The organism is Pseudomonas morbosilactucae (genome assembly GCF_023241715.1).
GTDB lineage: Bacteria > Pseudomonadota > Gammaproteobacteria > Pseudomonadales > Pseudomonadaceae > Aquipseudomonas > Aquipseudomonas morbosilactucae.
In genome coordinates, this window is sequence record NZ_JALQCW010000065.1 from 82,703 (window position 1) to 109,268 (window position 26,566).

22 protein-coding genes are annotated in these 26,566 nt (G+C 64.1%); 5 read left to right on the plus strand and 17 right to left on the minus strand.

What is annotated here, in order from left to right:
• The first annotated feature begins 7 nt into the window (after nt 1-7).
• From M1B34_RS22915 to hemE, 4 genes are all read left to right on the plus strand, one after another.
• Complete coding sequence (locus tag M1B34_RS22915; protein ID WP_123329360.1) at nt 8-1,582, plus strand: SPOR domain-containing protein; 1,575 nt, start codon at nt 8-10, stop codon at nt 1,580-1,582.
• Nucleotides 1,583-1,932: 350 nt separating this feature from the next.
• Nucleotides 1,933-6,378 carry a glutamate synthase large subunit gene (gene gltB / locus M1B34_RS22920; protein ID WP_268266293.1) on the plus strand — a complete coding sequence of 1,482 codons (4,446 nt, stop codon included), beginning with the start codon at nt 1,933-1,935 and terminating at the stop codon, nt 6,376-6,378.
• 124 nt (nt 6,379-6,502) lie between these two features.
• Nucleotides 6,503-7,921 carry an FAD-dependent oxidoreductase gene (locus M1B34_RS22925; protein ID WP_123329364.1) on the plus strand — a complete coding sequence of 473 codons (1,419 nt, stop codon included), beginning with the start codon at nt 6,503-6,505 and terminating at the stop codon, nt 7,919-7,921.
• 142 nt (nt 7,922-8,063) lie between these two features.
• Complete coding sequence (gene hemE, locus M1B34_RS22930) at nt 8,064-9,131, plus strand: uroporphyrinogen decarboxylase (RefSeq protein WP_123329366.1); 1,068 nt, start codon at nt 8,064-8,066, stop codon at nt 9,129-9,131.
• Between the two features lie 154 nt (nt 9,132-9,285).
• On the opposite strand, the gene M1B34_RS22935 is transcribed toward hemE, so the two are convergent.
• A complete protein-coding gene (locus M1B34_RS22935; RefSeq protein ID WP_123329368.1) occupies nt 9,286-10,545 on the minus strand; it encodes an MFS transporter in 1,260 nt (419 codons plus the stop codon).
• A 120-nt stretch (nt 10,546-10,665) separates the two neighbouring features.
• Here M1B34_RS22935 and M1B34_RS22940 point away from each other — a divergent pair, with 120 nt between their 5' ends.
• Nucleotides 10,666-11,565, plus strand: coding sequence for a LysR family transcriptional regulator (locus tag M1B34_RS22940; RefSeq protein ID WP_268266294.1), 900 nt, complete (start codon nt 10,666-10,668; stop codon nt 11,563-11,565).
• Between the two features lie 86 nt (nt 11,566-11,651).
• On the opposite strand, the gene M1B34_RS22945 is transcribed toward M1B34_RS22940, so the two are convergent.
• The 16 genes from M1B34_RS22945 to M1B34_RS23020 form a co-directional block, all read right to left on the minus strand.
• Nucleotides 11,652-12,098 (minus strand): excinuclease, encoded by a 447-nt coding sequence (locus tag M1B34_RS22945; protein ID WP_123329372.1) that lies wholly within the window; start codon nt 12,096-12,098, stop codon nt 11,652-11,654.
• Between the two features lie 89 nt (nt 12,099-12,187).
• Complete coding sequence (locus M1B34_RS22950) at nt 12,188-12,634, minus strand: hypothetical protein (protein WP_123329374.1); 447 nt, start codon at nt 12,632-12,634, stop codon at nt 12,188-12,190.
• 28 nt (nt 12,635-12,662) lie between these two features.
• Nucleotides 12,663-13,889 carry a beta-ketoacyl-ACP synthase gene (locus M1B34_RS22955; protein ID WP_123329376.1) on the minus strand — a complete coding sequence of 409 codons (1,227 nt, stop codon included), beginning with the start codon at nt 13,887-13,889 and terminating at the stop codon, nt 12,663-12,665.
• On the minus strand, nt 13,889-14,617 hold the full coding sequence (gene fabG, locus M1B34_RS22960; RefSeq protein WP_123329378.1) for a 3-oxoacyl-ACP reductase FabG: 729 nt from the start codon (nt 14,615-14,617) through the stop codon (nt 13,889-13,891). The genes M1B34_RS22955 and fabG overlap by 1 nt, the downstream gene beginning before the upstream one ends.
• Nucleotides 14,614-15,087 carry a hotdog family protein gene (locus M1B34_RS22965; protein WP_123329380.1) on the minus strand — a complete coding sequence of 158 codons (474 nt, stop codon included), beginning with the start codon at nt 15,085-15,087 and terminating at the stop codon, nt 14,614-14,616. Before M1B34_RS22965 ends, fabG begins: the two co-directional genes overlap by 4 nt.
• Nucleotides 15,084-16,280, minus strand: a complete 1,197-nt coding sequence (locus tag M1B34_RS22970) for a beta-ketoacyl-[acyl-carrier-protein] synthase family protein (RefSeq protein ID WP_268266295.1) — start codon at nt 16,278-16,280, stop codon at nt 15,084-15,086. The genes M1B34_RS22965 and M1B34_RS22970 overlap by 4 nt, the downstream gene beginning before the upstream one ends.
• Complete coding sequence (locus tag M1B34_RS22975) at nt 16,277-16,762, minus strand: hypothetical protein (RefSeq protein WP_268266296.1); 486 nt, start codon at nt 16,760-16,762, stop codon at nt 16,277-16,279. Before M1B34_RS22975 ends, M1B34_RS22970 begins: the two co-directional genes overlap by 4 nt.
• Nucleotides 16,759-17,517 carry a class I SAM-dependent methyltransferase gene (locus M1B34_RS22980; protein WP_268266297.1) on the minus strand — a complete coding sequence of 253 codons (759 nt, stop codon included), beginning with the start codon at nt 17,515-17,517 and terminating at the stop codon, nt 16,759-16,761. The genes M1B34_RS22975 and M1B34_RS22980 overlap by 4 nt, the downstream gene beginning before the upstream one ends.
• Nucleotides 17,514-18,761, minus strand: a complete 1,248-nt coding sequence (locus tag M1B34_RS22985) for an NAD(P)/FAD-dependent oxidoreductase (RefSeq protein ID WP_123329388.1) — start codon at nt 18,759-18,761, stop codon at nt 17,514-17,516. Before M1B34_RS22985 ends, M1B34_RS22980 begins: the two co-directional genes overlap by 4 nt.
• Nucleotides 18,748-19,914, minus strand: coding sequence for a cation:proton antiporter (locus tag M1B34_RS22990; protein WP_268266298.1), 1,167 nt, complete (start codon nt 19,912-19,914; stop codon nt 18,748-18,750). Before M1B34_RS22990 ends, M1B34_RS22985 begins: the two co-directional genes overlap by 14 nt.
• Nucleotides 19,908-22,247, minus strand: a complete 2,340-nt coding sequence (locus tag M1B34_RS22995) for an MMPL family transporter (protein WP_268266299.1) — start codon at nt 22,245-22,247, stop codon at nt 19,908-19,910. Before M1B34_RS22995 ends, M1B34_RS22990 begins: the two co-directional genes overlap by 7 nt.
• Nucleotides 22,231-22,899 carry an outer membrane lipoprotein carrier protein LolA gene (locus tag M1B34_RS23000; protein WP_268266300.1) on the minus strand — a complete coding sequence of 223 codons (669 nt, stop codon included), beginning with the start codon at nt 22,897-22,899 and terminating at the stop codon, nt 22,231-22,233. Before M1B34_RS23000 ends, M1B34_RS22995 begins: the two co-directional genes overlap by 17 nt.
• Entirely contained in the window at nt 22,896-23,321 is a 426-nt protein-coding gene (locus M1B34_RS23005) for an acyl-CoA thioesterase (protein WP_123329396.1), read from the minus strand. Before M1B34_RS23005 ends, M1B34_RS23000 begins: the two co-directional genes overlap by 4 nt.
• A complete protein-coding gene (locus tag M1B34_RS23010) occupies nt 23,314-24,858 on the minus strand; it encodes an HAL/PAL/TAL family ammonia-lyase (RefSeq protein WP_268266301.1) in 1,545 nt (514 codons plus the stop codon). The genes M1B34_RS23005 and M1B34_RS23010 overlap by 8 nt, the downstream gene beginning before the upstream one ends.
• Entirely contained in the window at nt 24,839-25,783 is a 945-nt protein-coding gene (locus M1B34_RS23015) for an LpxL/LpxP family acyltransferase (RefSeq protein WP_268266302.1), read from the minus strand. Before M1B34_RS23015 ends, M1B34_RS23010 begins: the two co-directional genes overlap by 20 nt.
• Complete coding sequence (locus tag M1B34_RS23020; protein WP_123329402.1) at nt 25,780-26,514, minus strand: glycosyltransferase family 2 protein; 735 nt, start codon at nt 26,512-26,514, stop codon at nt 25,780-25,782. The genes M1B34_RS23015 and M1B34_RS23020 overlap by 4 nt, the downstream gene beginning before the upstream one ends.
• Nucleotides 26,515-26,566 lie beyond the last annotated feature (52 nt).

Sequence of the window (26,566 nt, forward strand, 5' to 3'; positions counted from 1 at the left end):
GATCACGATGACTAGTTTGCACGCCGACGAGGCTTTCCTCGGCCATTACCAGTTGAGCCACGACCCTTTCGCTCCACGGGTCCCGGGTTTCAAATTCTTTCCTGCGCAACGCAAGCCGGTGTTGGGTCAATTGCATCACCTGGCGCGTTACAGCCAGTTGTTGCTGGTGGTCACTGGCCCGCAAGGCAGTGGCAAGACCCTGCTGCGCCAGGCGCTGGTCGCCAGCACCAATAAGCAGTCGGTACAGAGCGTGGTAGTGTCCGCTCGTGGTGCCGGTGACGCCGCCGGTGTGCTGCGTCAAGTGGCCCAGGCGTTGAACGTCGCCCAGGCTGAGATCGGTGCGATTCTGGCCCAGGTGGTGCAGTTGGCGCTGACCGGTCAGGAAGTCTATCTGCTGGTGGATGATGCCGAGCAGTTGGATGAATCGGCCCTCGAGACCTTGCTGGCGTTGGCGGCGGGCGCACCGGAAGGGCGCCCCCATGTGTTCCTGTTCGGTGAGTCGTCGCTGATCGCCGTCCTGGACCAGTTGAGTGCCGAGGAAGAGCGCTTCCACGTCATCGAATTACAGCCCTACAGCGAAGAAGAAACCCGCGAATACCTGGCCCAGCGTCTTGAAGGTGCCGGCCAGGGTATCGAACTTTTCTCCGCGGATCAGATCAGTGATATTCACGAAAGCTCCGATGGCTGGCCTGGAACCATCAATCAGGTCGCTCGGGATGCAATGATCGAAGCCATGATTGCCAGCCGCTCCGCGGTCAAGCGTCCAAGTATGGGGTTCAACATGCCGAAGAAACACGTATTGGCCATCTCCGCTGTTGTGGTGGTCGCGGTGGCCGCCGCCTGGTTGATGCCGGGCCGCAGCAAAGCACCGACCAGCGGTACTCCCGCCACCGAGCAGGCGCAGTTGCCCCTGGGGCAGACGCCGACGCCAAACAGCGGTGGCAACCCTGCAGTCGAGTTCGCCGGCTCTTCGCAACCGATGCCGCTGCCGCTGGTAGGGCAGTCGCAACCGGTGATGCGTGGGCCGCTGGCGGAAGAAGCGGGTGGCATCACTGAGGGTGACGACGGCGTACCGGTGGAAGGCTCCAGCGCTGTACCGCCGACTGTGACCAGCACTGCGCCACCCGCGGGCGTGGCAGCAGGTCCGGCACCGACTCCGGCTGCACGTCCAACGCCGGCACCGACTCAGGTCGCCACTGCCAAGCCGGCGCCTGTCGCCAAGCCTGTTGAGAAACCGGCTGCGGCCGCCAAGCCTGCTCCTGCCGAGAAACCGGTCACCGTGGCCAAGGCCGCCGGTGGCAGCTGGTACGCCGGCCAGGCACCGGGTAACTACGTGGTGCAGATCCTCGGCACCAGCTCGGAAACCACAGCCCAGAATTTCGTCAAGGAGCAGGGCGGCGAGTACCGTTACTTCAAGAAAGTCCTCAACGGCAAGCCGCTGTATGTGATCACTTACGGTAACTTCTCCAACCGCGATGCAGCGGTAAATGCCATCAAATCCTTGCCAGCGAAGGTTCAGGCTGGTAAACCTTGGCCTCGCACTGTCGCTAGCGTTCAACAAGAACTGGCAACAACTCGCTGAAGATCCGGCGGCCTTACCCGGGCCGCCCCTCCCGGCAACCTCAAAATTTCCGCAAAGGCATGCTGCCCTCCAGGCCGCGTGCCTTGTGGTGTCTGCGTCACAGTAGTTTTTGAGTCGTAGCAGTCAAAATCAAAACTTTTTTGACTAGCACAGCGTATCGCTTTAAAACGTTCATATATGCGACATAAATTTACGACATTTCGTCGCTAAATTTGTGGGTGTTTGTGTCCGTGTGTACAATGACCTCCCTTTTGCCCCCGCAAAGCTGGCGTACGTTCGGCGTGGAAGGTAACCGGTTGAATTGAAAAGAAATTTGCCTCGATAAGGGGCAGCCTGGTGAGAAAGTGTCTATGAAAGCAGGTCTGTACCAACCAGATGAATTCAAGGATAACTGCGGTTTCGGCCTGATAGCCCATATGCAGGGCGAACCCAGTCATACCCTGTTGCAAACGGCCATTGAGGCCCTGACCTGCATGACCCACCGCGGTGGGATCAACGCAGACGGCAAGACCGGTGACGGTTGCGGTCTGCTGATGCAAAAGCCCGATCTGTTCCTGCGCGCCATTGCCAAGGAACACTTCGGCCACGACCTGCCCAAGCAATACGCTGTGGGCATGGTGTTCTTCAACCAGGATCCGGTGAAGGCCGAAGCCGCTCGCGAGAACATGAACCGCGAGATCCTGGCTGCCGGCCTGCAACTGGTGGGCTGGCGCAAAGTGCCGATCGACACCAGCGTGCTCGGGCGTCTTGCCCTGGAGCGCCTGCCGCAGATCGAGCAAGTGTTCATCGGTGGTGACGCCCTGAGCGATCAGGATTTCGCCATCAAGCTGTTCAGCTCCCGTCGTCGCTCTTCTGTGGCCAACGCCGCCGACACCGACCACTACATCTGCAGCTTTTCCCACAAGACCATCATCTATAAAGGCCTGATGATGCCGGCCGACCTGGCCGCCTTCTATCCGGACCTCGGTGACCCGCGCCTGCAAACCGCGATCTGCGTGTTCCACCAGCGTTTCTCCACCAACACCCTGCCGAAATGGCCGCTGGCCCAGCCATTCCGCTTCCTCGCCCACAACGGCGAGATCAACACCATCACCGGCAACCGCAACTGGGCCCAGGCCCGTCGCACCAAGTTCACCAACGATCTGATGGATCTGGAAGAACTCGGCCCGCTGGTCAACCGCGTGGGTTCCGATTCCTCCAGCATGGACAACATGCTGGAACTGATGGTCACCGGTGGCATCGACCTGTTCCGTGGCGTGCGGATGATCATTCCGCCAGCGTGGCAGAACGTCGAAACCATGGACCCGGATCTGCGTGCGTTCTACGAGTACAACTCGATGCACATGGAGCCGTGGGATGGCCCGGCTGGCGTGGTCATGACCGACGGCCGCTATGCCGTCTGCCTGCTCGACCGTAACGGCCTGCGCCCGGCGCGTTGGGTCACCACCAAGAACGGTTTCATCACCCTGGCATCGGAAATCGGCGTCTGGAACTACCAGCCTGAAGACGTCATCGCCAAGGGCCGTGTCGGTCCGGGCCAGATCTTTGCCGTGGACACCGAAACCGGGCAGATCCTCGACACCGACGCCATCGACAACCGCTTGAAGTCTCGTCATCCGTACAAGCAATGGCTGCGCAAGAACGCCCTGCGCATCCAGGCGACCATGGAAGACAACGACCACGGTTCGGCCTTCTACGACGTCGACCAGCTCAAGCAGTACATGAAGATGTACCAGGTCACCTTCGAAGAGCGTGACCAGGTGCTGCGTCCGCTTGGCGAACAAGGCTACGAAGCCGTGGGTTCCATGGGCGACGATACGCCGATGGCCGTGCTGTCCCAGCGCGTGCGCACGCCCTACGACTACTTCCGTCAGCAGTTCGCGCAGGTCACCAACCCGCCGATCGACCCGCTGCGCGAAGCCATCGTCATGTCCCTGGAAATCTGCCTCGGTGCCGAGCGCAACATCTTCCAGGAATCGCCTGAGCACGCCTCGCGGGTGATCCTCAGTTCGCCAGTGATCTCCCCGGCCAAGTGGCGTTCGCTGATGAACCTCGACCGCCCGGGCTTCGAGCGTCAGGTCATCGAACTGAACTACGACGAAAGCTTTGGCCTGGAAGCGGCGATCCGCAATGTTGCCGACCAGGCGGAAGAAGCCGTCCGTGCCGGTCGTACCCAGATCGTCCTCAGCGACCGTCATATCGCTCCGGGCAAGTTGCCGATCCACGCATCCCTGGCCACCGGCGCGGTACACCACCGCCTGACCGAGAAGGGCCTGCGTTGCGACTCCAACATCCTGGTCGAGACCGCCACCGCTCGCGATCCCCATCACTTTGCCGTGCTGATCGGTTTTGGTGCTTCGGCGGTCTATCCGTTCCTGGCCTACGAAGTGCTGGGCGACCTGATCCGTACCGGTGAAGTGCTGGGCGACCTCTATGAGGTGTTCAAGAACTACCGTAAAGGCATCACCAAGGGCCTGCTGAAGATCCTGTCGAAGATGGGCATCTCCACCATCGCGTCCTACCGCGGTGCGCAGCTGTTCGAGGCCATCGGCCTGTCCGAGGAAGTCTGTGAGTTGAGCTTCCGTGGCGTGCCGAGCCGCATCAAGGGTGCGCGTTTCGTCGACATCGAAGCCGAGCAGAAAGCCCTGGCCACCGAAGCCTGGAGCGCGCGCAAGCCGATCCAGCAAGGCGGCCTGCTGAAGTTCGTCCACGGTGGCGAGTACCACGCTTACAACCCGGACGTGGTCAACACCCTGCAAGCCGCCGTACAGCAGGGCGACTACGCCAAGTTCAAGGAATACACCGCGCTGGTGGACAACCGTCCGGTGTCGATGATCCGTGACCTGTTCCAGGTGAAAACCCTGGACACGCCGCTGGCAATCAGCGAAATCGAACCGCTGGAATCGATCCTCAAGCGTTTCGACTCCGCGGGTATTTCCCTGGGCGCACTGTCGCCGGAAGCCCACGAAGCCCTGGCCGAAGCCATGAACCGCCTGGGTGCGCGTTCCAACTCCGGTGAAGGCGGTGAAGACCCGGCGCGCTACGGCACCATCAAGAGCTCGAAGATCAAACAAGTGGCCACCGGCCGTTTTGGTGTGACCCCGGAATACCTGGTCAACGCCGAAGTGCTGCAGATCAAAGTGGCCCAGGGCGCCAAGCCCGGTGAAGGTGGCCAGCTGCCTGGCGGCAAGGTCAACGGCCTGATCGCCAAGCTGCGTTATGCGGTACCGGGCGTGACCCTGATCTCGCCTCCGCCGCACCACGACATCTACTCCATCGAAGACTTGTCGCAGCTGATTTTTGACCTGAAACAGGTCAATCCGCAGGCGCTGGTCTCGGTGAAACTGGTAGCAGAAGCCGGCGTGGGCACCATCGCCGCCGGTGTGGCCAAGGCCTATGCCGACCTGATCACCATCTCCGGCTACGACGGCGGCACCGGCGCTTCGCCGCTGACTTCGATCAAGTACGCTGGCGCGCCGTGGGAACTGGGCCTGGCTGAAACCCACCAGACCCTGCGCGGCAACGACCTGCGCGGCAAGGTTCGGGTACAGACCGACGGCGGCCTGAAAACCGGCCTCGACGTGATCAAGGCGGCCATCCTCGGCGCCGAAAGCTTCGGCTTCGGTACCGCGCCGATGATCGCCCTGGGCTGCAAATACCTGCGCATCTGCCACCTGAACAACTGCGCCACTGGCGTTGCGACGCAGAACGAGAAGCTGCGCAAGGACCACTACATCGGCACCGTCGACATGGTGGTGAACTTCTTCACCTACGTCGCCGAAGAAACCCGTGAGTGGCTGGCCAAGCTGGGCGTGCGCTCCCTCGAAGAGCTGATCGGTCGTACCGACCTGTTGGACATCCTCGAAGGCCAGACCGCCAAGCAGAACCACCTGGACCTGACCCCGTTGCTGGGCAGCGACCACATCCCGGCGGACAAGCCTCAGTTCTGCCAAGTGGACCGCAACCCGCCGTTCGACAAAGGCTTGCTGGCCGAGAAAATGGTCAGCATGGCCCTGCCGGCGATCAACGACCTGAGCGGCGCTGATTTTGCCCTGGACATCTGCAACTGCGACCGTTCCATCGGCGCGCGGATCTCCGGCGAAATCGCCAAGCGCCATGGCAACCAAGGCATGGCCAAGGCGCCGATCACGTTCCGCTTCAAGGGCACTGCCGGTCAGAGCTTTGGTGTGTGGAACGCCGGTGGCTTGAACATGTACCTGGAAGGCGACGCCAACGACTACGTGGGCAAGGGCATGACCGGCGGCAAGCTGGTGATCGTTCCGCCTGCCGGCAGCGTCTACAAGACTCAGGACAGCGCCATTATCGGCAACACCTGCCTCTACGGCGCCACGGGCGGCAAGCTGTTCGCCGCCGGCACCGCAGGTGAGCGTTTCGCCGTGCGTAACTCCGGTGCCCACACCGTGGTGGAAGGCACTGGCGATCACTGCTGCGAGTACATGACGGGTGGTTTCGTCGCCGTACTGGGCAAGACCGGTTACAACTTCGGCTCAGGCATGACCGGCGGTTTCGCCTACGTGCTCGACCAGGACAACACCTTCGTTGACCGGGTCAACCACGAACTGGTGGAAATCCAACGGATCAGCGGCGAAGCGATGGAAGCCTATCGCAGCCACCTGCAGCGCGTGCTGGACGAGTATGTCGAGGAAACCAACAGCGAGTGGGGCCGTAACCTGGCCGAGAACCTCGACGACTACTTGCGGCGCTTCTGGCTCGTCAAGCCCAAGGCGGCGAGCTTGAAGTCCCTGCTCTCCAGTACTCGTGCGAATCCGCAGTAACGCAGCTGCAGGCTACGAGCCTCAAGCGACAAGCTTGACGCTCGTGCGCGGTGTGCCGACTTAATGTGATTGTCTTGCAGCTTGAAGCTTGTCGCTTGAGGCTGTCGTAAAGAGGTTCCTGAACATGGCCGAACGTCTCAATAACGACTTCCAGTTCATCGAGGTCGGACGTAAAGACCCGAAGAAGAAACTGTTGCGTCAACGCAAGAAAGAGTTCGTGGAAATCTACGAACCCTTCAAACCCCAGCATTCGGCCGATCAGGCCCACCGCTGCCTGGGTTGCGGCAACCCGTATTGCGAATGGAAGTGCCCAGTGCACAACTTCATTCCCAACTGGCTCAAGTTGGTGGCCGAGGGCAACATCCTCGCCGCCGCCGAGCTGTCGCACCAGACCAACACCCTGCCGGAAGTCTGCGGCCGGGTCTGCCCGCAGGACCGTCTGTGCGAGGGTGCCTGCACCCTGAACGACGGTTTCGGCGCGGTGACCATTGGTTCGGTGGAGAAGTACATCACCGACACCGCCTTCGCCATGGGCTGGCGCCCGGACATGTCCAAGGTCAAGCCGACCGGCAAGCGCGTGGCCATCATTGGCGCGGGCCCGGCCGGCCTGGGCTGTGCCGACGTGCTGGTGCGTGGCGGTGTGACTCCGGTGGTGTTCGATAAGAACCCGGAAATCGGCGGCCTGCTGACCTTCGGCATCCCCGAGTTCAAGCTGGAAAAAACCGTACTGAGCAACCGTCGTGAAGTGTTCACCGGCATGGGCATCGAGTTCCGCCTGAACACCGAAATCGGCAAAGACGTGACCATGGAGCAACTGCTCGCCGAATACGATGCCGTGTTCATGGGCATGGGCACCTACACCTACATGAAGGGCGGCTTTGCCGGTGAGGACCTGCCGGGCGTCTACGACGCGCTGGACTTCCTGATCGCCAACGTCAACCGCAACCTGGGCTTTGAAAAGTCGCCGGAAGACTTCGTCGACATGAAGGGCAAGAAGGTTGTGGTACTGGGCGGTGGCGATACCGCGATGGACTGCAACCGCACCTCGATCCGTCAGGGCGCCAAGTCGGTGACCTGCGCCTATCGTCGTGACGAAGCGAACATGCCCGGCTCGCGCAAAGAGGTGAAGAACGCCAAGGAAGAAGGCGTGAAATTCCTCTACAACCGCCAGCCGATCGCCATTGTTGGCGAAGACCGCGTCGAAGGCGTGAAGGTGGTCGAGACCCGTCTCGGCGAGCCGGACGCCCGTGGCCGTCGCAGCCCTGAGCCGATCCCCGGTTCTGAAGAGATCATCCCGGCCGACGCCGTGGTCATCGCCTTCGGCTTCCGCCCAAGCCCGGCGCCGTGGTTTGAGCAGTTTGAAATCCAGACCGACAGCCAGGGCCGCGTTGTAGCCCCGGAACAAGGTCAGTACAAGCACCAGACCAGCAACCCGAAAATCTTCGCCGGTGGCGACATGGTGCGCGGTTCCGACCTGGTGGTGACGGCGATCTTCGAAGGCCGCAACGCCGCCGAAGGCATCCTGGATTATCTAGGGGTCTAAAGACCCCAGCGGCAAGTTTCAAGCTACAAGCTGCAAGTGAAGCAACCGCGCTTTGAACTTGCAGCTTGTAGCTAGTCACTTGTGGCTGTCCTTCTGCATCTCGCTCTGAGAAAATGCCCCCACTTTTTTTCCGGATGCCGACATGACTGCCCTGAAGAACGACCGTTTCCTTCGTGCCCTGCTCAAGCAACCCGTAGACGTCACCCCGGTGTGGATGATGCGTCAGGCCGGGCGATACCTGCCCGAGTACCGCGCCAGCCGTGCCAACGCCGGTGACTTCATGAGCCTGTGCATGAACCCGGAGTTCGCCTGTGAAGTCACTCTGCAGCCTCTGGACCGCTATCCACAGCTGGATGCGGCGATCCTCTTCTCCGACATCCTGACCATTCCCGACGCCATGGGCCAAGGCCTGTACTTTGAAACCGGCGAAGGTCCGCGCTTCAAGAAAGTGGTCAGCACCCTGGCCGACATCGAAGCCCTGCCGATCCCCGATCCGCACAAAGACTTGGGTTATGTGATGGACGCGGTCAGCACCATTCGTCGCGAACTCAATGGTCGTGTGCCCCTGATCGGTTTCGCCGGCAGCCCCTGGACCCTGGCCACCTACATGGTCGAAGGCGGCTCGTCGAAGGATTTCCGTAAATCCAAGGCCATGCTCTACGACAACCCGCAAGCCATGCACCTGCTGCTGGACAAGTTGGCGCAATCGGTCACCAGCTACCTCAATGGCCAGATCATGGCCGGCGCGCAGGCGGTGCAGATCTTCGACAGCTGGGGCGGCAGCCTCTCGGCGGCGGCCTACCAGGAGTTCTCCCTGGCCTACATGCGCAAGATCGTCAACGGCCTGATCCGCGAGCACGACGGGCGCAAAGTGCCGGTGATCCTGTTCACCAAAGGCGGCGGCCTGTGGCTGGAAAGCATCGCCGATGCCGGTGCCGACGCCCTGGGCCTGGACTGGACCTGCGACCTCGGAGAGGCCCGTCGCCGCGTCGGTAGCAAAGTCTCCCTGCAAGGCAACATGGACCCCACCGTGCTCTACGCGAACCCGCAAGCCATCCGTACCGAAGTGGCACGCATCCTCGCCAGCTACGGCCAAGGCAGCGGCCACGTATTCAACCTGGGCCACGGCATTACCCCGGAAGTGAAACCGGAGCATGCAGGGGCCTTCCTGGAGGCGGTTCACGAGTTGTCGGCGCAATACCACGTATAAGCGCCACCCAATAAAAAAACGCCCGGCTCATGCCGGGCGTTTTCATTGGCGGTCACTTTTGTCGGCGCCGGCTTGCCAGCGAATGGGCCTTTGAAACGTGTATCTACCTGGCGGACGCCGTTGCTGGCAGGCCAGCCCCTATACAGGCCGGGTCTTACAACGGCGGCAACTTGGCCAGTTTCAACGCGACCAGCAGCGCCACCAGCAGCAGGGCGCCGATAAACAGGCCGATGCCATTCCAGCCCGCCATGTGCCAGAACACCCCGCCCGCGGTGCCGGCGATGCTGGAGCCGGCGTAGTAGCTGAACAGGTACAGCGACGACGCCTGGCCCTTGGCTTGGATGGCGCGGCGGCCGATCCAGCTACTGGCCACCGAATGGGCGCCGAAGAAGCCGAAGGTGAAGATCAGCATGCCGATGATCACCAGTGGCAACGGCGTGACCAGGGTCAGGGCCAGGCCGGCGAGCATCAGGGCAATGGTTGCCCAGAGCACTTTGCGGCGTCCGAGTTGGTCCGCCAGGGCACCGATTTTCGCCGAGCTGTAGATGCCCGACAGGTACACCACCGACAGCAGGCCGACGAAGGCCTGGTCCATGTGATACGGCTCGGCCAGCAGGCGATAGCCGATGTAGTTGAACAAGGTCACGAAGGCGCCCATCAACACAAAGGCTTCAAGGAACAGCAGCGGCAACCCGGCATCGCGAAAGTGCAGGGTGAAGCCTTCCAGCAGGCTGCGCGGGTGCAGCGAACGGGCGCGGAAGTTGCGGGATTCGGGGAGGATTTTCCAGAACACGGCCGCGGCGATCAGCGCCAGCCCGCCGATCACCAGCATCGCGGTGTGCCAGCTGACGAAGTCGATCAAGACCCCGGTGATCAGGCGTCCGCACATGCCGCCGATGGCGTTGCCGCCAATGTACAGGCCCATGGCCAGGCCGATGTGCTGCGGGTGGATTTCCTCGCTCAGGTAGGTCATGGCCACCGCCGCCAGGCCGCTCAGGGACAGGCCCACCAGCGCGCGCATCAACAGCACCCCGTGCCAGCTCGGCATCATGGCGCTGGCCAGGGTGCACAGCGCTGCGGCGAACAGCGCGGCAACCATCACGGGCTTGCGGCCGATGCGATCGGAGATGGGCCCGGTAATCAGCAGGCCGATGGCCAACATGCCGGTGGCCACTGAAAGAATCAGGCTGCTTTGCGCTGCGTTGATCGCGAAGTCCTTGGACAGCAGCGGCATCATCGGCTGCACGCAGTAGAGCAGGGCGAAGGTGGCAAAACCGCCGGAGAACAGCGCCAGCACCGTGCGCATGAACATCGGCGTGCCTTTCTCGATGTAGCTTTCCTTGAATGGCGCGGCCGGCTCGTCCAGGGGCCTGTGGGGAATTTCGTGGGACAGGGGGGCGACAGCGGTTTTCACGGGGGACCTCGGGGAGACGCAGCCGGTCAGGCAATGGAAAAAAGCATATAGCTGGCTAATGATTCTTTCCAATATATTGTTCGACCTGTTTGATAGGTTTTACGACTGATTGAGGTTCTTATGGAATTGCGTCACCTGCGCTACTTCATCGCCGTCGCCGAAGAGTTGCATTTCGGCCGTGCGGCCCAGGTGCTGGGTATTTCCCAGCCGCCTTTGAGCCAGCAGATCCAGGCCTTGGAGCAAGAGGTGGGGGCGCGGCTGTTTGAGCGTACCAATCGTCGGGTCGAGCTCAGTGAGGCCGGGCGGCTGTTCCTGGAAGAGGCGCGTTTGGTCCTGGCTCAGGTCGACAAGGCGGCGGACGTGGCGCGGCGGGCGCAATTGGGCGAGTTGGGCGAGCTGAAGATTGGCTTCACCTCGTCGGCGCCGTTCAATTCAACCATTCCCCAGGCGATCTTTTCCTTCCGCCAGCGCTTTCCGGCGGTGCACCTGAACCTGCAGGAAATGAGCAGCACCCAGGTGGCGGACGCCCTGGTGGACCAGTCGATCCAGGTCGGCATCATGCGGCCCTTGCCGTTGCCCGATTCCTTGAGTGTGGTGGAGTTGCTCCGCGAGCCACTGGTGGCGGTGCTCAGTTCCAAGCACCCGCTGGTGATCGGCAGCGAAGACGGTTTGCAGCTCTCGGTGTTGGCCCACGAGCCCTTTGTCTTCTTCCCGCGCAGCTATGGCAGCGGCCTGTACGCGCAGTTGTTGAGCCTGGCCCGGGCGGCCGGGTTTACCCCGCATTTTGCCCAGGAAGCAGGTGAAGCCATGACCATCATCGGCCTGGTGGCAGCCGGGTTGGGGGTGTCGGTGTTGCCGGCGTCCTACCAGCGCATGCGCATCGACGGCGTGGTCTATCGCAAGTTGCTGGACCCGGCGGCCATGTCGGCGGTGTGGCTGGTGCAGCGTACGGATCAGAACTCGCCCATGGCCAAGGCGTTTGTCGAGTTGCTCACGCGCAAGACTGAAATCAGCGCCTAGGGCACGTTCGCCCCGCGGCTGCTTGCCGGCAATCGGCCCGGCGATCAGCACCGGGTCGTTGCGGCAAGCCGTGGGCTCAAACCGTCTTACTGCACCTTGGACAGGTCGCCGCGCAGGGCAACACCGGCGATGACCGCGCCGGCGTGGCATTCGTAGGTCTTGGCGTCTTTACGCTCGTTGCTCTTGTAGAAGCTGGCGATGTCGGTCACGGCATTGGCGCCGACTTTTTTCGCCGCCTGGTGCAGGGTGATCAACGCCGACTGCAGGGCCCATTCGCAAGCCACTTGGTCGGACTTGTTGAAGGCGTTGGTCTTTTTGTTGGTCACGGCGCCAGGGCTGATCACGCTGACTTTGCCGGCGGGCTTGTTGCCGGCCAGGTAGAACTTCACGCTGCCATCGATCTTGCCGGTGCTGATGGCTTCAGCGACAACCTTGTCGAATGGCAGGTACAGCGCCGTATCACGGGCCTGGCTGACGCCGGGCAGGGTGCAGAGCAGGAGGGTGGCGGCAGCTGCCAGAGTCTTGAATTGCATGGTGATGTCCTTGACGTGGTAGAGGGGGCGAAGCACGTATCTATCGCCGCTGCCCCGGGCCGTGACCAGCCCGGGGCAACGGCGAGCGATCAGTTGGGCGCGGGGCTGGCTTGGGCCGCATCGGACAGCTGCTGGGCGGTCCGCTCGTTCTGCTTGTCACGCAGATCCCGCAGGATGCCCTTGTCCAGCAGGCGCACCCAGCGAATGTAGTTTTTGTGGATCTTGCCGTCCTTGTAGTCCATCCCGCGGCTGTCGCGGTAGACGATCTTGTAGTCCGTGGCGCTGTAGTCGATGTCGATCTCGACGTGGAATGTCTCGCGCACGGTGATCTCGGCCTGGATCAGGTTCGGGCTGATGCGCTGCACCGTCCACTTGCGCGCCACCAGGTTTTTCAGGATCGACTGTTTCACCTGTTCCTGGTCGGCGTGAATGCTCGCCGGGATGACCCGGTTCGGGGTGTACAGCGGTTTGCTGGTGCAGGCCACAGTGCTCAACAGGGCCAGGACCATCAGGGTTGCGCGCAGCAGGGAAGACATTCCATTTTCTCCAGTGGGTTCGTGCGTATCAGGACCAGCGGCGGAAGATCAGCGAGGTGTTGACACCGCCAAAGGCAAAGTTGTTGTTCATCACGTACTCGTTGCTCATCCGCCGAAACTCGTTGCGCAGGTAGTCCAGTTCGCCGCAGCGCGGGTCGACCTGATCGAGGTTGAACGTGTGCACGTACAGGTCACGGTTGAGCATCTCGATGCTGAACCAGGACTCCAGGGCCCCGCAGGCACCCAGGGTGTGGCCCAGGAAACTCTTCTGCGAACTGATGGGCATCTGGCTGCCGAACAGGCTGCTGGTGGCCAGGGTTTCGGCGATGTCGCCCTGTTCGGTGGCGGTGCCGTGGCCGTTCACGTAGCCGATGGCCGAGGGCGCGAGGCCGGCGTCTTCGAGGGCCAGCTCCATCGCTCGGCGCATGGTTTTCTGTTCCGGGCGCGTGGTGTGCTGGCCGTCGGCATTGCTGCCGAAACCGACCAGCTCCGCGTGGATATGTGCACCCCGGGCCAAGGCGTGTTCCAGCTCTTCCAGCACCAGCATGCCGCCGCCTTCACCGATCACCAGGCCATCGCGGCCGCTGTCGTAGGGGCGCGGGCTGGTCTGTGGCGCATCGTTTTTCAGGCTGGTGGCGTACAGCGCGTCGAACACCATGGCTTCGGTGGGGCAGAGTTCTTCGGCGCCGCCGGCGAGCATCAGCGGCAGGCGGCCGAACTTGATCGCCTCATACGCATAACCAATGCCCTGGCTCCCGCTGGTGCAGGCGCTGGACGTGGGGATCAGGCGCCCGGTCAGGCCAAAGAAGATGCTGATATTCGCCGCCGTGGTGTGGGGCATCATGCGCACGTAGGAGTTGGCGTTGAGCCCCTCGGCCACCGAGTTCAGCAGCATATTGCCGAATGCCTTGATCTCGTCGGTGCTGCCGGTGGATGAACCACAGGCAACGCCCATGCGCCCGTCCTTGATCGATTCGTCACCCAGCAAGCCCGCGTCCTGCAATGCCTGCTCCGCCGCCCACACGGCCAGGCGCGACACGCGGCCCATGCTGCGCAGTTGCTTGCGCGTCCAGTGGCCCGGCACGACGAAGTCGTCGATAGGCCCGGCCAGGCGCGTGTTCAATTCAGTGAAACGGTCCCACTCGTCCATGCGCCGAATGCCGCTGCGGTTGGCGCGAAAGTTCGCCGAGATGGCGTCCCAATCGCCGCCCAGGGACGTCATGCCGGCCATGCCGGTGACTACGACACGCTTCATCAGCACAGGCCTCCGTTCACTGCCAGCACCTGGCGGGTGATGTAGGCGGCTTCGGCGGACATCAGGAAGTTCACCGCACCGGCGACTTCTTCCGGGGTGCCCATGCGCTGCGCCGGGATCATTTTCATCAGTTCTTCCACCGGTACGTTCTCGTCGAGCATCGCTGTGTCGATCAACCCTGGAGCCACGCAGTTGACGGTGATCTTGCGCTTGCCCAGCTCGATGGCCAGGGCCTTGGCGGCGCCGATCAGGCCGGCCTTGGAAGCGCTGTAGTTGACCTGGCCACGGTTGCCGATCAGCCCCGAGACCGAGGTGATGCAGATGATTCGCCCGGCCGCGCGACGGCGAATCATGGGCATCATCACCGGGTGCAGCACGTTGTAGAAACCGTCGAGGTTGGTGCGCAGCACTTCATCCCAATCGTTTTCGCTCAGCGCGGGAAAGGCGCCATCGCGGGTCAGGCCGGCATTGAGTACCACGCCGTAGTAGGCGCCGTGGGTTTCCACATCGGCTTCGAGAATGGCCTTGCAGGCAGCCCGTTCAGCCACGTCGAATTGCAGGATGCGCGCCGTGCGGCCCAAGGCCTCGACTTCGACCTTGACCGCTTCGGCGTCGCTGCGGCCACTGCGGCAATGCAGCACCAGGTCATAGCCGGCCTGGGCCAGGCGCAGGGCGATGGCGCGACCGATGCCGCGGCTGGAGCCGGTGACCAGTACGGATTCAGTCATGACGAGGTTCCTGTAGAAGAAGCGGGTGATTGCTCAAGGTATTGGGCCGCCTGGGGCGGACGGAAGACGTTCAAGCGGGCCGACACCTGAATGCCGGGGCCGGTGATGTGGCATTCGAAGACGCCCATGCCGTTTTCGTCTTCCAGGGAGCGCTGGGCGTGGATCAGCAATTCGCTGCCCGCCGGGAAATGCTCCACATTGCAGTCGAACTTGCGTGTGCCCAGGAGGAAGCCCAGGGCCACGGGTTCGCCCAACTGGCGGGCCCGGCAACCGGCGTAGGCGGCCACGCTCTGGGCCATCAACTCGACGCCGACCCAGGCCGGCAGGCTGCCGTCGGCGCGGTTGAACAGGCCGCCGGGGCGTACCTGCAGACGGGTGTGGATCTGCTCTTCGTCAAACGACAAGACCTGGTCGATCAGGATCATGTCGCCGGCGTGGGGCAGCAGTTCGGCGAGAGGCCAGTCAATCATGGCGCGTCTCCGATAATCAGGCTGACGTTGTTGCCGCCGAAGGCAAACGAGTTGCTCATCAGGCGGCGCGGTGTGCCGGGTGCCAGCTGGTCGGCCGGGGTTACCCAGCGCAAGGCTGGCAACTGGGTATCTGCTTGCCCATCCCAGACGTGGGGCGGCAGGCGCCGCCCGGGGTTTTCGTGGCCCAGGCTCAGCCAGCAGAAGGCTGCTTCCAGGGCCCCAGCAGCGCCCAGGGTATGGCCGCTCATGGGCTTGGTCGACGAACAGGCCACGCCGTCCGGGAACAGCTCAGCCACCGCCAGGCTCTCCATGGCGTCGTTGTGCTGCGTGGCGGTGCCGTGCAGGTTCAGGTAGTCGATCTGCGCCGGTTGCAGGCCAGCGTTGGCCAGGGCTTTGCGCATCGCTTGCAGGGCGCCGCGGCCACTGGGTTCCGGGGCAGAAATATGGTGGGCGTCGGAGCTTGCGCCGCCGCCAAGCAGGGCGATGGCCGGTTGCTCGTGGCACTCGCGGGTCATCAGGAACAGCACCGCTGCCTCGCCAATGTTGATGCCATTGCGGTTGGCCGAGAACGGGTTGCAGCGTTGTTCGGACACCGCTTCCAGGGCCGAGAAACCGTTGAGGGTCAGCTTGCACAGGCTGTCCACGCCGCCGCACAGCACCGCGTCACACAGGCCCAGGTCCAGCAGGCGCCGGGCGCTCAGCAGGGCGCGGGCGCTGGAGGTGCAGGCGGTGGAAATCACATAGGCCGGGCCGCTCAGTTGCAGCCAGTCGGCGAGGAAGTTCGCCGGCGCGCTCAGCTCCTGCTGCTGGTAGTCGTAGCCCGCCGGGAAGTGCTGGTCACGCAGGTAGTGGGCGATGCCTCGGCTGGCTTCATCGATCCCCGACGTGCTGGTGCCCAGGACGATGCCGACGCGCCCACGGCCATGGCGCTGGATCGCTTGCTCGATGTCGTCGCGAATCTGCAGCGCGGCTTCCAGCAACAGCTGGTTGTTGCGGCTGTTCTGCGGTGAAAGGTGGGGCGGCAGGCTGGCCAGGGGGCCGCGTACGGCGGCCACCGGCAGTCGCCGTTCGGGCACCCAGCCGGCTTCTTCGCGCAGGCCGGAGCAGTCGCCGGCAAACAGGCTGCGGGCTACTTCCTGCGGGTTTCGACCCAGGGCACAGATCACCCCGAGGGCATTCAGGTAAGCCGTCATGGGGTGCTTCCGGCGCTGAGCGCGGTAATGTGGTAACGCAAGCCTTGGGGCAGGTTCAACTGGAAATCCAAAGGTTGTTGATAGTGGACCCGCCAGCGTTGGCCGAGGTCACGCCGGCTGCCTTGCTGGTGCGCCTGGGGGTAGTTGCCGGGCACCTGAGCCTCAGGCGTGAGGGCAAACAACAGGGCGGCGAACAGCTCGCGGGCTTCCGGGTTGGGCGGCAGCAAGCCATCGGCCTGCCACTGTCCGTCGAGCAGTTTCTGGCGCGCCAGGGGGATGCCCAGCGGGTCCATCAGCGACCAACGCAGGCCCGGGCCCTCGGCTTGGACCACCAGCAGCCAGTCCTGACGCTGCTCGGCCTGCTGGCGCTGGATAAGCAACTGCAGGGGCAAGGCCAGGGACGGGGTGCTGGCAGGCAGCGGTGCCTGACTGACGCAAGCGCTCAGCAGCAGGACACAAGCGGCCAGCAAGACGCGAATCATGGCGCGGTACCTTCCTCGGAAATACTCGGCAGGGGTTTGCGTGCGACCACGTTGACCAGGGTCTCTTCACGCTGGCCCACGGGCGGCGGTTGGCGCAGGCGCAGACGTTCCAGCAGGCCGAAATCCTTGGCGCGGCTCCACCACAGGTATGGATAAGACACGTTCTGCGGGCCGAATTCAAAACCTTGTTGGCGAATCATGTCCAGGTACTGGGCGGCGCTTTTCTGCACGTGCATCGGGTGGCGGAACAGCCAGCGAATCACCCAGGTGTCGATGTAGGCTTCGGTGGATTCGGCGAACAGCAGATAGCCCCCGGGCTTGAGCACGCGGTAGAACTCGGCCAGGGCTTTTTCCTGCTCCACCAGGTGGTGGAACGTCTGGTGGCAGAACAGCAGGTCGACGCTGGCGTCCGCTACTTGCAGGGTTGCGCAGTCGCTGCCGATCAGTTCCACCGGCAGGTTGTGCCGGGCGGCTTCCTCGCCGCTGAGAGTCAGGCTGTGAGGGTCGGCATCCAGGCCGATCAGGCGCTGCGGGGCGAACACGTGTCGCAGGTACTGGAACGACTTGCCCTGGCCGCAACCGGCGTCCAGCAGCACCGGGTTCTCGGGCAGCGGGGTGTCGAACAGCGAGCGCAGGTCATTGATTGCCACCCGCAACACGTGATGCTGCCAGGTGTGGCTGCGCAGGAACCAGAAGCCGAAGCGGGTTTCCTCGACGTAACTGCTGCTCAGGTAAGGCGATGAAGAACTGTTCATACCGGCTCCCGTGCGCAGATTTCCGAGAGCATGCGCAGACGGCGGCGAGCTTCGCTGACGAACGGGTTGCGCTCGTCCCAGGCGTAGCCGGCGAGGATCGAACTGATCATGCGGCGGATTTCCGGTGAACTGCCCGGGTGAAAGATCACGTCCTGGAAGGTGCCGGCGTACCAGCCTTCGACGTAGCAGCGGAAGGTGTCGACGCCGCGTTTCAGGGGCACGGCGAACTCGTTGTTCCAGTCCACGGTTTCACCCTGCAACTGCCGATGCAGGACCCCGGCGGCCATGCTGGCCGAGCGCATGGCGATGGTCACGCCCGAAGAGAATACCGGGTCGAGGAATTCCGCCGCGTTGCCCAGCAAGGCAAAGCCTGGGCCGTGCAAGGTGCTGACGTTGGCCGAGTAGCCGCCGATGGTCCGCGCCGGGGTATCCCAGACGGCGTTCTCCAGGACTTTGGCCAGGCTCGGGGTTTCGGCGATAAAACCCTGCAGCAGGGCATCCAGGTCGGCGCCACGATCGTCGAAGTGCTCCTTGGCCGCGACCACGCCCACCGAGCAGCGGCCGTTGCTGAAAGGGATGGTCCAGAACCAGACATCACGATGGATTGGGTGGGTGGTGATGAGGATCTTTTCGCGCTCGAAGCGCGGGTGGTCGATGTGATCCTCGACGTGGGTGAACACCGCCTGGCGCACCGGGAAGTTGGAAGGCGCTTCCAGCTCCAGCAAGCGTGGCAGGACCCGGCCATAACCGCTGGCGTCGAGGACGAAGTCCGCGCTCACGCGGTACTCGCTGCCGTCTTCGCGACGGGCCAGCAACTGCGGTTGCGGGCCGCTGAAATCGACGCTGACGATCTCCTCGCCGTAGCGTACTTCAACCCCTTGCAGTGCCGCTTGCTCGGCCAGCAACTGGTCGAAGTCGGCGCGCTGCACCTGGAAAGTGGTGGGTTTGCCGTGGCTGAAGGTGTCGCCGAAATCGAAGGCGCTGTACTGCTCGCCCCAGGCAAAGGCGGCGCCATTCTTGACTTGAAAACCGGCGGCATTCACTGCGTCGAGCATGCCCGCTTCTTCGACGAAATCCAGGCAGTGGGACAGCAGGCTTTCACCGATGGAGAAGCGTGGGAAATGCTGGCGCTCGATGATCAGCACATCGTGGCCTTTGCGCTTGAGCAGCGCGGCTGCGATAGCGCCTGAAGGGCCGGCGCCGATCACCACGACTTGGCGACGTTGCATTTCAACTGTTGGCACTGGGGCTCCTTGCCGGGTCGGCGATGTTCAGGTTCAAAGGGGGGCGATGCAGGCCGGCCAGGGCCGGCATCAGGGTGGCGATCAGGCCCATGAGCATCAGCGCGAAGTACAGCGCCGGGCTGATCAGCTGTTGTTGCAGCAGCAGGTTGAGAAACACGATCTCGCTCAACCCGCGGATATTCAGCAGCAGGCTTTCGCGCCAGCGGCTGGCGCCGACGAACGAGGCGCCGGCCCAACCCAGGCCCAGCCAGTTGCCCAGCAGTTTGCTGGCGATGGGCAACAGCAGCAGCGCCGCCCATTGCACCGCACCCAGGCTGCTGACGGCGCTGTGCACATCGATCTGCACGATACCGAACGTGAGGATCAGCGGGATGGCGACAAAGGTCTGCAAGGCGTTCATCCAGGCTGCCTTTAACGGCAGCACCAGGGGCCGCTTGAGGGCGGCCATGCACAGCAGGTAGCCGATGCCGAAAATCAGCGCATTGAGCTTGTAGTGCTCGGCCACCACCAGCAGGCCGAAGAACCCCAGGCTGTGTAGCAGCGGCTGGCGCAAGCCCAGGCAACGCAGCAGCAGTGGCAGGCAGGCGCCGGCCAGGGGCAGCAGCAGGCTGCTCAGGTGCAGGCTGCCCTGGGCCAGGGCGAACAGGCTCCAGCAGGTCAGGTCGATGAGGATCGCGGTCTGCACCAGGCGCCGGGTGGCGGCGGGCGGGTACTGGATGTGCCGCAGGTACAGGTAGAGCACCGGGATCGCGGTGATGGCGAACAACAGGCCCACCGCCAGGGAGCTGATCCAGGGCTGGGGTGGCAGCAGCCAGAACGCCGCCGCCAGGCCACAGGCGAAGGGAATGCAAAAGCTTGGCAGGGCAATCTTCAGGCTCTGGCGATCCAGGCGCAGGTCGATCACGTCACTGAGGATGTGCCCCAGCAACAGGGCGAAGCTCAGGCTGTAGAGATTTTTCAGCCAGGTCGGCGACACCAGCTGGGCGCCGCTCAGCTGCCAATGGGGCTCGACCCACAGCAGCATCAGCAGCGGCAGGCCGAAGGTCGCCAGGAGCAACTGGCTGACGATGGGGATTAGCCCGAAGCGGCGCCCAAGCAGAGTGGCCAGGGCGAACAGGGCCAGGGCCATAAGCCAGAACAGCAGGGTCAGCATGGGTTGCTCTCCACGGCGGCGGCATGTTTCTGCTGCCCGGCCCAAGGCGCGAGGATAAAGCTGAAGGCCAGCCCCAGGCTCACCGACAGGCCGAAGTTGCTGACCGCCGGGGTGCTGGAGATTGCCAGCAAGCCGAAGGACAGCCACGTGGTCAGCGCCGCCAGCAAGGTGCCCAGCAGGCTCACCGCGGCACCGCCGATCTGCTCGCGCATGAGGATCGCGTAATCGACGCTGATGGCCGTCACCAGCAACAGGCCGAACAGGCTGAAGAGGGTCAGGGGTTGGCCCAGCCAGCCCAGGCTGGCCAGGCTGCACAGGGCCGCCAGCAGTGGCAGGGCAACGATGCGCAGGGCACCGCCGAGGCCGAAGGGCAGGATCAACAGCAGCACGATCAAGACGCAAGACGCCAGCTTGAGTTCGGCGGCGCTGATCTGCGTGGCGGCAAACACCCGGTTCAGCTCACCCAGTCGATCCACCAGTTGCACCCCGGGCAGGTCCGCTGCCTGGACCCGCAGCAGGGCGGCGTCATTCAAGCCCTGCAGGCTGACCATGGCGGCCACGCCCTCGGCACTGGACCCCAGCCACAAGGGGCGATACGGCTCGGCCAACGGGCCGCTGAGGGCCGCGTCAATGTCCTGGGTCGGCAGGTTTTGCAGCTGCATCAGCTCGCTTTGCAGGGCCGTAGGCGGCACGCCCAAGTCCAGCAGTGGTTGCCAGAAGCGCGGCAGTTGCCCAAGGGCATCGCGCACTTGCTGTTGCTCGCTCGGCAGGCTGAGCAACTGGTTCAGGGCCAGGTAGCCCTGGAGCTTGCCCAGGTTGACCAGGGCTTGCAGGCGTTCGCTCAGGGCGGCTTGGCGCTCCAGCAGTTGCTGTTGGTCGGCGGCGCGCACCAGGAAGAACTGGCTGGTGGGCTGGTAGCCGGTGATCCGTGCAATGGCCTGGGCCTCGCTCTGCAATTGCGGCGGCGCACCGACCCATTGGCGGATGTCGTTCTTGGTGCTGAGCTGCCACAAGCCGCCGGCACAAAAGGCCAGCAGCAGGACCAGCAGCACCGGGCTTGGCAGGCGCTTGAGCAACGCCTCGCGCAGCGTGAGCAAAGCCGCCGCCAGGCGCAGCGGCCATTGGGCCGGGCGCAGGTCGGCTCCCTTGAGCAGCGCCGGCAGCAGGCACACCGCCGACAGGTAGGCGCCCAGCAGCCCGGCCGCGGAGAACACGGCGATCTGGGTCAGCGCCGGGAAGGGTGTCCAGGCCAGGGCCAGGTAGCCGATGCAACTGGTGGCCAGGCTCAGGCTCAGCCCGGGCAGGGTCAGGCGCAGGGCCGGCCAGCTGTGCCAGGGTTTCAGGCTCCAGCTTTTCGACAAGTAATGCAGGGGGTAATCCACGGCGACGCCGATCAGGCTCGACCCCAGCACCAGGGTCATTACGTGCATGTGGCCGAACAGGGCGACACAGGCCACGGCACCGAACAGCATGCCCACCAGCACCGGAACGAACGCCAGCAAGACTCGCCAGCGCCGGAACGCCAGCAACAGCAGCAACAGAATGCCCACGGTGGCGCCGCCGCCGACCCAGGTGATTTCCCGGGTGGCTTGTTGCTGGCCATTGGCGGCATACAGCAGGCCGCTGGCGGCGAGCAGTTGCACATCGGCTTGGGCGGCCTGGGCACGGCTCTGTTGCAGCAGCTCGGCGACCTTCAATGGCAGGTGCATGTCGAAGGCGTCGCCGGTGGTGCGAGCCCGCAGCAGCACCCAGCTTTTGCCGTCGGCATCGGCCACCAGCGCGCCGCTGCCGATGTCCAGTTGCACCGCGCCGCGTTGTGGCTGGCTGTTCTGGATGCGTCCGGTCAAACCCAGCCAATCGTCCTGGCTGGGCACCAGGCTGAAGCCGCTGAACGGGTCGAACAGGGCCTGTACCCGCTGCTGGATAAACGCCACGGGCTGTTCTGTCAGTTGCTGGCGATCAGCGGGCGAGAGCATCGCCAGGCGGCCCTGGAGCAACTGCTGACGCAAGGCCGGAAGGTCGGCCTGGAGGTTCCACTGGACCTTCTCGAACAGGCCGCTGGCGACAAAGTTCGCGCTCAATTGCTGGGCCATTGCAATCGCTTGCTGGCGCTCGGCGTGGCCCACCAGCACCAGCATTTCGCGGTTCAGCGGTTCCTGCATGCGCTGTTCGGCCTTGAGCTCCAGGGCGTCGGGCGCGGTGCCGGGCACCAATTCCATGAGGTTGGCCGACAACGGGGCGCCGTGGCGCCATTGCCAGCCGGCCAGGGCCAGCACGGCCACCAGCAGGATCAGGAACAGCCGTGGCAGCCAGCGTTCATTGAGCAAAGTCATGTTGCTCCGCCGGGCTCAAAGGTAGCGCGCTGCTGCTGTCGTGCAGGGTCAGCAAGGTGCTGTCGCCCTGGGTTTCCAGCAGTTCGATGCGTTGCACCAGCTCGCCGCCGTCGATGCGGATCTCGGTGAAGATCTGTTTGAGCAGTAACGAGCGTGGCGTCAGGGTCAGTTGCCAGTCGTTGGCCTGGCCTTTCAGGGCCAGTTCGAAGTCGCGCTGCAGGCCGCTGCTGTCGCCTTGCAGCACGGCGAGGAACAGGCGGTTCTGTTCGGCGCCGGCGCTTTTGTTCGGCAGCAGTTGCCAGCCGCTGGGATCGCGGCGGGCGATGCCTTGGCCGTTGATGCGGTAGTCCTGCTGCAACGGGGTTTTCAGCAGCCAGAGCAGGCCGTGGTTTTTCGCCAGGACAAAGGTGCCCTTGCTGGTCAGCGGTTGTGGCAGGGCGCGCAGGTGTTTTTCCTGGATGAAGTGGCCGTGGATGACGTCAGGCTTGGCCAATTGCTCGCTCAGTTGTTGCAGGTCGAAAGCCTGGGCCTGGCTCGGCAGCGCCCACAGCGCGAACACGACAGGAGCGAGCACGCTCGTGAAAAACCCGAGCACGCGGCGGCGCATCAGGCGGGCCGGCCTGTCGTTGAGGCTTTTCGCCGGCAGGTTCATGACAGGGCCCTTGCGACGGCGTCGGTGAACACCCTGGGTGACGCCAGCTGCATCTCGCGGCTGGCCATGTCCACCGCCACCTGCACCGAGCTGGCGCGGGTCAGGCGTTCGCCGCTGGCCAGGTCGGTGATCAGGTAGTTGATCTTCAGCCGGTTCTCCCACTCCACCAGGCTGGCGCGCACGTTCAGCGTCTGGCCGAACACCGCGCCGCGCACGTAGCGCAGTTGCAGGTCGATTACCGGCCAGGCGTAGCCCGACTCGACCATGGCCGTGTAGTTGTGGCCGATCTTGTCGAGCAGCGCGCAGCGCGCCACTTCCAGGTATTTGACGTAGTGCCCGTGCCAGACGACGTGCATGGTGTCGACGTCGAAAAACGGCACCAGGATCTCGGTGTCGGCGTGCAGAAAGCCTTTGCTACGCATGCAGCCTCCAGTGTTGCTCGGCGATGCGTTGCAGGCACAGGCGCAGCTCGCTTTCCAGGGCGCGGTCTTCGATGACCGGCGGGAAGTCCTTGGCCAGGTCGACATGCATGGCGGCCAGGGCCGGTGGCAAGGGTCGGGCATCCTCGGCCTGGGCTCGCAGCCACACACCTTGATGGGCGGCCAGCAGGGTGGCGGCGGCGACCTGTTCGGTCAGCTCCAGTACGCGGATCGCATCGCGGGCGGCGATGGTGCCCATGCTCACCTTGTCCTGGTTGTGGCACTCGGTGGAGCGCGAGAACACGCTGGCCGGCATGGTGTTTTTCAGGGCCTCGGCGGTCCAGGCGCTGGTGCCGATCTGCACCGCCTTGAAGCCGTGGTTGAGCATGGCGCGCTCAGCGCTGGCGCCCGACAGGTTGCTCGGCAGGCCGTGGTTGTAACGCACGTCCACCAGCAGGGCCAATTGCCGGTCCAGCAGGTCGGCGACGTTGGCCACCAGGGTCTTCAGGCTGTCCATGGCGAACGCGATATGCCCGCCATAGAAGTGCCCGCCGTGCAGCACGCGCTCGGCTTCGGCGTCGATGATCGGGTTGTCGTTGGCGCTGTTGAGCTCGGTCTCGATAAACGAGCGCAGCCAGTTCAGGCTGTCCGCCAGCACCCCCAGCACATGGGGCGCGCAGCGCAGGGAATAGCGGTCCTGCAGGCGGTGCAGGGGCGCGGTCGGTGCGTCGATCGCCAGGTCCTGGCGCAGCCAGGCGGCCACTTGCATCTGCCCCGGGTGCGGCTTGGCGGCGAACAGGCGCTCGTCGAAGTGCTCGGGGTTGCCTTGCAGGGCTACCACGTTCAGCGCGGTGATGCGGGTGGCCAGTTGCAGCAGGTAATCGGCGCGGGCAAAGGCCAGGCACGCCAGGCCAGTCATCACTGCCGTGCCGTTCATCAGCGCCAGGGCTTCTTTCGGGCGCAATACCAGCGGCTCCCAGCCCAGCTCACGGTGCACGTCGGCCGCCTGGCGGCGTTCGCCGCGGAACATCACTTCACGCTCGCCGGACAAAGTCGCGGCCACGTAAGACAACGGCGTCAGGTCACCGCTGGCGCCGACCGAGCCCTCTTCCGGGATCAACGGCAGGACGTCGTGGTGGAGGAAGGCCTGCAGGCGCTCCAACAGCTCCACGCGGACCCCGGACACACCGTGGCACAAGGACTGCAAACGGGCCGCCAGCACGGCACGGGTGGCTTGGGCGTCCAGCAGCTTGCCCAGGCCGCAACCGTGGAAGGTGTACAGATGACGTGGCAGCGCCTCGACGTGCTGCAGGGGCACTGCCACCACGCAGGAGTCGCCGTAACCGGTGGTCACGCCGTAGATCACCCCTTCCTTGTCCAGCAGGGAGTCGAGGAACTGCGCGCCCTTGGCGATGCGCTGGCGGAACTGGGGGGCGTCCTGCAGCTGTGTCGGGGCCTGGCGGTTGGCCAGGGCACGGACGTCTTCAATGCGCAGCGGGCGTTCGCCGAAGGTTACCGGCTCAAACGGATGGGTCGTCATCGGTCTTCCAGAATGGGTAAAAGTTGAACCATTGTTGCGGTGCTTCCAGGCAGTACTGGGCCAGGCGTTCGGCGTAGCGCGCAGTCCACTGGGCAATCACCTGTTCGCGGTCACTGCGCTTCCAGACCACGGCCTGGGTAAAGGGTTCGAGGATCACCCGGTAGCGCCCGTTGTTTTTCAGGCACAGCAGCAGGTTGACCGGGCACTTCAAGAGCCCGGCGAGCAACCAGGGACCCTGGGGAAAGGCCGCCGGATGGCCAAGGAAGTCCACCCGTACGTTACGCCCGCCATGCAGCGGCACGCGGTCGCCGGCGATCGCCAGCCACTCGCCACGGTCCAGGCGCTGGCTCAGCTGCAGCATGATTGCCGGGTCCAGCTCGCTGACCTGGATCAGCCGCAAGTTGGTGGCTCCAGCCTCGCCCAGCAGGCGGTTGAAGCGTTCGGCGTGCTTGGTGTGCACCAGCACGTTCATGGTCACTTGTTCGCCCAGCTCGGCCAGGGCGCGGCAGACCTCCAGGTTGCCCAGGTGCGCACCCACCAGCATTTGCCCGCGCTCGCCGCGCAATTGGTTGCGCAACAGGGCCGGGTCGACGATTTCAATCTGCTCCAGGCGCAGCTTGCCGTTCCATACGTCGAGCTTGTCCAGCAGGGCGTCGGCAAACGCCATGAACTGGCCAAACACTCGCCAGTGAGTGGGGCGCAACTCGGCGCGGCCGCTCCAGCTCGCCAGCCGTTCCTGGTACTGCCAGGCGCTGCGCCGGGCACTGCGGCCGAACAGGAAAAAGTACAGCACGATGCCGTGCAGCACCGGGCTCAGCACCCGGCGGCCCAGCACCCGGACGCCGAAGGCGGTGAGCTTCATCAGCCAGAAGCTGCCGCGCTCCTCATGCTTGGCCCAGTGCTGCGGTGTCTGTTCCTGGCTCATGCCTGCCACCGCCGCCAGAGAATCTTCGGCGCCCGCAGCAACATGCCGAAGAACAGCTTGGCGTGCATCTTGGAGATCAGCGCGTTGTCGTGGAACAGGCGGAAGTGCGACAGGCCGTCCTGGGGGTAATGCACGTGGGTCGGCAGCCAGCGCATCGGCTGGTTGCGCCAGGACAGACGCACGAGAATCTCCGGGTCGAAGTCCATGCGCTTGCCCAGCTTGACCGAGTCGATCAGGGCCAGGGTCGGCGGCAGCGGATAGACCCGGAAGCCGCACATGGAGTCGGGGATCTGCAGCGACAGGCTGTTGATCCACACCCACACGTGGGTCAGGTAGCGGGCGTACAGGCGGCCCTTGGGCACGCTCCGGTCGTACTGTGGATAACCGCAGATCAGCGCTTCGGGGTGCGCCCTGGAGCTGGCAATGAAGTTATCCACATCGCGCAGGTCGTGCTGGCCGTCGGCGTCCACTTGCAGGGCATGGCTGAAGCCCAGTCGCGAGGCGTGGCGCAGGCCGGCCATGACCGCGCCGCCCTTGCCCTGGTTGACGCCCAGCTTGACCAGAAACACCTGGTCGCGCTGTGCCAGTTGCTCCAGCACCCGGGCGCAGGCCGGGCTACTGGCATCGTCCACCAGCACGCAGGGCAGTTGGCTGGCCAACAGCGCCTCGACCACCGCCGGTACGGCGCCTTCATGGTTGTAGACCGGGATCACCGCGCAGGGCTTATGCATGGGCAAGGCTCCTGGGGCGGGCTGGCGGGTGAGCCGGTGGCGCCGGGTGAGA